This window comes from Halanaerobium sp., assembly GCF_003070835.1.
This window is the reverse complement of record NZ_QBLR01000323.1, coordinates 1-3,708: the sequence shown is the minus strand read 5'-3', so window position 1 is coordinate 3,708 and position 3,708 is coordinate 1. Positions and strand designations below refer to the sequence as shown.

Sequence of the window (3,708 nt, the reverse complement as noted above, 5' to 3'; positions counted from 1 at the left end):
CAGACATATGATTCTACTAATAAATTAGAACTAACTTATCAGGCCACATTAGATAACAGTGTAAAACCTGCAGAATTATTAACCAATGCAGCTGAGCTTACCTGGACCTCACATCCTGATAATACTAATCCAGATCAGAGAACAGGGGCAGCAGGTGATAGTTTAAATGACTACATTCAAACAACTGAGACTGACCTCACTATCAATGATGATAGTAGTATTGTTAAATCTAAAGACAGCACAACATTTGTTGACGATAGTTATGTGCGAATTGGTGATCTTGTAACTTATAAACTGGAAATAGATATTCAAAAAGGTACAAGTACAAACTTTGTAGTGAAAGATCAACTGCCTCAAGGTATGAAATATGTTGATACTTTAAGAATCAACGGAGACGAAGATCTAAATCAAAATAACTTAAATGGTTACCAATATCAAGATATATCAATTTCTTATGCAGAGACACCAGATAGAAAGATAATCTGGAATCTTGGATATATAACTAATCCTGCTGATGGAGTGGATAGAACCTTTACAATAGTCTATCAAGCTCAGGTTATAGATGATGAAAGCCTCATTCAAGATTCAGCTCCTATTATTTTATCCAATCCGGCAAGTATTAGTTATGATGGAGTTGATAATTCGAGAGATGGTATTGAAGATATTGAAAGCATAACTCTTAATCAGCCAAAATTAGCTCTTACTATTAGTGATAATATTGCTAATGATGAGCCAGTAGTTCCCGGTGATAAAGTATCCTATACAATTAAAGCAGAAAATACTGGTTTAGCTCCTGCTTATGATACTGTACTTGAAGGACTAATCCCAGAAGGCCTGCGTGATGCCGGAATTAGTAATATTTCTATAACAATAAACGGTGATGATCGCAATGATATTAATCCAGTAATTGATGCTGATGGTAATCTAAGCTGGTCACTTTCGAGTGGAACTGGAGCAGATGACTACACTATTCCAGTTGGTGGAGAGCTAGTAATAGCTTATGATCTAACTGTTGATCAAGAACTTCCTTATAAAAATATAGGGAAAGCCAGTATTGATGCAGATTATTACTCATTTGGTGAGAATGATATACCTATTGGTGCTAATTTAGATGATAGACGTCAGTACGAAGCTGATCAAGTAAGTACAGATATAATTGACATAAAGGACGCTGCAATTGATACTGATTACTTTGAATATTTCAAAGAAACAAATGAAAATGTAACAAAAGTTGTGCTAACTAGAAATGGAAGAAGTCTGGAATCGATTCAAGATGCTGATGGAAATCTGCTTGGAAATGATGATTATTCAGAAGAAATCGGTGATAATGGTAAGCCTATAATAACATTATCTAAAGATTATTTAGATAATCAGGATCTTGGAGAAATTAATCTAATATTTAATATGAACTATGGAACAGATCCTGAATTAACTGTTAAAATCAACCAATATCAGTCAGATGTAGATTTAAAAGATCCAACTGAAATAACAGCTGGTCAAGAACAGCCAATAACCTTTACATTTAAAGATAAAGATGAAAACCCAATTAAAGAAAAGGAAGTAACATTATCTGAAGATGGATTAGGTAATGATGATAAAGTTGAATATTCACTTGATGGTGAAAACTGGGTTGATGATATAACTGACTTAAATGACGGTCTTCTTACTGATGAAAATGGTCAGGTTAAAGTCTTTGTCAGAAGTGAAGTTTCCGGTGAAAAAGGAACTGTTTCAGCTGCTGTTGACTCAGAAATTGTAAAAAGTGGTGAGCTAGAAATAGTACCAGATGCATTTAATAGACTTGGTTTTGTAGAACAACCTCAAGATAATTTTGTTGGCCAAAAACTTGATTCAGTAGAAGTTGGTGTATTAGATCAGTTTGGAAATATAATTACAGATTATGAAAATGGAAATATAACAATTAAAATAAAAAATAATCCAGCTGATGGAACCTTAAGTGGAAATAGTACTGCTGTAATCGAAAATGGTATAGCTACCTTTGATGGCTTATCAATTGATGAAGAAGGAAGAGGCTATACATTTGAAGCTGAAGATTTTGATTCTGTTATTTCGGATGAATTTAATATTAAAGCAAATATAGAACTTGATAATTATAATATTTCAACTAATGATTCTACACCTACTATCTCGGGAACTGTGGATGACCTTGATTCCGATCAGAAAGTAGATGTTGTTATTAGAGACGAAGATGGCGAAATAGTCTTCGAAGGCGAAGCAGAAGTCAATGAAGATGGCAGCTGGTCCATAGATGTTGATCAGCCTCTAGATCTTGGAGAATATGAGGTTGAAGCATCAATTGCCGATGGTGCAGGTAATACATCTACTACAACTGGAGTCTTAGAAGTTTATCCTACAGATATAATAATAAATAAAACTGCAGCTGAAAAGCAGGTCTCAATTGGTGATTTCATAAGTTATAAAATTGAAATTATAAATGAAACCAATTTTGATCTTGACTCTTTCACTCTCTATGATAAACTGCCAGCAGGCTTTAGATTTGTTAAAGATTCAGCAGTAATCGTTTCTGAAACGGGTAGTGAAACTAAGCTGAAGACTGAAGGAAATAGACTTGTCAGCTGGGAAGGTCTGGAGTTAAATGCAGAAAGTAGTATGGAAATTAGATATACCCTGGTAGTTGGTAGTGGTGTTGTCAATTCTAATACTTATATTAACCAGGCATATGCTAAAGTAGGAGAAAATCTAATTTCTAATACAGCAGAGGCAGAAGTATTAGTAATTGAAGATCCACTATTTACTACTTCAACTGTGATAGGTAAGGTCTATCTTGATCAAAATGAAGATAGAATGCAGACTGAAGGCGAAGCTGAAAAAGGACTGGAAGGAATCAGAATTATATCCACCACCGGTCAAATTGTAGAAACAGATCAATTCGGTAGATTCCATTTTGAAATAAGAGCTGAAGGTAATATTCAGCCAATGCAGACTCTGGTCTTAAAACTAGATAAAAACTCTCTTCCAGCTGGAGCTGAAATATTAAGCAAAAATCCAGTAATAGTTAAAATTAGAGAGGGATTAATGTTTGAAGTTAATTTTAGAATAAAGTAAATTGATTAATAAATATAATCCAGATTAGAAATTATTTCTAATCTGGATTATATTCTAGACATATGTAAATTTTAAGTTGTTTTTTGTAATTTTTATTATCAAGGAAAGAAAAGATATATTTTTATTTGAATTTTGCTTGACTTGGTGCATTTGTTCTGATAATATCTAATCAAATAGAATGATATTCTTTAAATTAGTCCAGAGAGGCTAGTAAGGGAAAATATAAATTTTAGCAGCCTTCTTACTATGCCGTGAGAAGGTTATTTTTTTGCCGCTAGAAATATTCTCCCTAAAGGAGGTAATTTTTTGGATAAATCAGAAATGAAGATCAAAAAAGAACTGATCGATTCTGCAGCAATGGGGCGGGCAATTACAAGAATTGCTCATGAGATTCTGGAAAAAAACAAAGGTACTGAAGATTTGGTTTTAATTGGTATTAGAACCAGAGGGGTTCCACTTGCCGAAAGACTGGCAGCTAAGGTTGAAGAAATTGAGGGAATCAAGTTACCAACTGGTATTCTTGATATTACCCTTTATCGGGATGATCTTTCAACAGTTGCCCAGCAGCCGATTGTTCATCGGACAGAAATACCTTTTGATATCACAGGCAAAAAAGTTGTT

The 3,708-nt window shown here is 33.8% G+C and carries 2 protein-coding genes; both read left to right on the top strand.

Going from position 1 to position 3,708, the window contains the following annotated elements; all coding sequences use genetic code 11:
• The coding region (locus CI949_RS18310) for an Ig-like domain-containing protein (RefSeq protein ID WP_290769055.1) at positions 1-3,087 on the top strand (3,087 nt) is incomplete at its 5' end.
• Between the two features lie 321 nt (positions 3,088-3,408).
• On the top strand, positions 3,409-3,708 hold a 300-nt coding region (locus tag CI949_RS18305), incomplete at its 3' end, for a bifunctional pyr operon transcriptional regulator/uracil phosphoribosyltransferase (RefSeq protein ID WP_365941940.1).